This is a genomic window from Oleiphilus sp. HI0066 (genome assembly GCF_001635725.1).
In genome coordinates, this window is record NZ_LWFH01000811.1 from 1 (window position 1) to 1,701 (window position 1,701).

Annotated in this window: 1 protein-coding gene and 1 pseudogene; both read right to left on the bottom strand. The window is 47.1% G+C overall.

The annotated features are described in order from the left end of the window. Nucleotides 1–211: 211 nt before the first annotated feature. Nucleotides 212–1,435 (bottom strand): elongation factor Tu, encoded by a 1,224-nt coding sequence (tuf, locus tag A3738_RS09640; protein WP_068478061.1) that lies wholly within the window; start codon nucleotides 1,433–1,435, stop codon nucleotides 212–214. Nucleotides 1,436–1,460: 25 nt separating this feature from the next. Beyond that, nucleotides 1,461–1,701 (bottom strand): annotated as a pseudogene (fusA, locus tag A3738_RS09645) (elongation factor G); the annotation flags it as partial.

Below are 1,701 nucleotides of genomic sequence, written 5' to 3' on the forward strand. Positions count from 1 at the left end.
AGTCTGATTCTGATTTTTTGGCTTTGCATACTTAACAAAACTCCGATTATCGCCGCTTAAACAGTATGTTTTCGCAGCACCTGTACAAAAAAGGAGCGGCATTGTACACATTGCACACAAACGTGTCAACACGCACTATTAACCCCTTTGCAAACTGATATAACAACAAAAAAGGCCGCCCAAAAGGCGGCCTTTTCAGTACCGAAATATCTTATTCGATGATTTTCGCTACAACGCCCGCACCTACTGTACGACCGCCTTCACGAATTGCGAAACGCAAACCTTCTTCCATCGCGATTGGCGCGATCAATTCTGCAGAAAGCTGTACGTTATCGCCAGGCATTACCATTTCAACGCCTTCTGGAAGCTCACATGCACCCGTTACGTCCGTAGTACGGAAGTAGAACTGTGGACGGTAGCCTTTGAAGAATGGCGTGTGACGACCACCTTCATCTTTGCTTAGTACGTATACTTCAGCTTCGAACTTAGTGTGCGGCTTAACAGAACCAGGAACACATAGAACCTGACCACGCTCAACGTCGTCACGCTTAGTACCACGTAGAAGAACACCAACGTTCTCGCCCGCACGACCCTCATCAAGAAGCTTACGGAACATCTCAACACCAGTACAAGTAGTGGTTTGAGTTTCACGGATACCGATGATTTCGATTTCGTCACCAACAGTGATGATACCACGCTCAACACGACCAGTTACTACCGTACCACGACCAGAGATAGAGAATACGTCTTCTACTGGCATTAGGAATGGTTGATCGATTGCACGCTCTGGCTCTGGGATGTACGTATCAAGCGCTTCAACAAGCTTCTTAACAGCAGTTGTACCCAACTCGTTGTCATCTTCGCCGTTCAATGCCATCAAAGCAGAACCAGGAATGATTGGAGTGTCGTCACCAGGGAATTCGTATTGATCTAGAAGCTCACGAAGCTCCATTTCAACCAACTCAAGCATTTCGTTGTATTCTTCAGTACCTGCACCGCCACAGTCTTCAGCAAGAAGATCTGCTTTGTTCAAGAATACTACGATGTATGGAACACCAACCTGACGAGAAAGAAGGATGTGCTCACGAGTCTGAGGCATTGGACCGTCAGTCGCACCACATACTAGGATCGCGCCGTCCATTTGAGCAGCACCAGTGATCATGTTTTTCACGTAGTCCGCGTGTCCAGGACAGTCAACGTGCGCGTAGTGACGATCGTTTGAATCGTACTCTACGTGTGACGTTGCGATTGTAATACCACGCTCACGTTCTTCTGGAGCGTTATCGATGTTAGCGAAGTCTACCTTCTCACCACCGAATACTTCTGCACATACACGAGTAAGTGCTGCTGTTAGTGTTGTTTTGCCGTGATCAACGTGGCCAATTGTTCCAACGTTAACGTGCGGCTTACTTCTTTCAAACTTTTCTTTTGCCACGGTAATTCCCCTTAGCGTTTAAAGGTTAGTACTTGTTAATAATAACTTCTGCGATGTTTGATGGCGCTTCTGCGTATTTCAAAAACTCCATCGCGTATGTTGCACGGCCTTGCGTCGCAGACCGTAGATCTGTCGCATAACCAAACATTTCTGACAAAGGCACCTCGGCATTGACAACCTTACCTGAAGGACCCTCTTCCATTCCGGAAATAATCCCTCGACGACGGTTAAGATCACCAACAACGTCACCCATGTTTTCTTCCGGC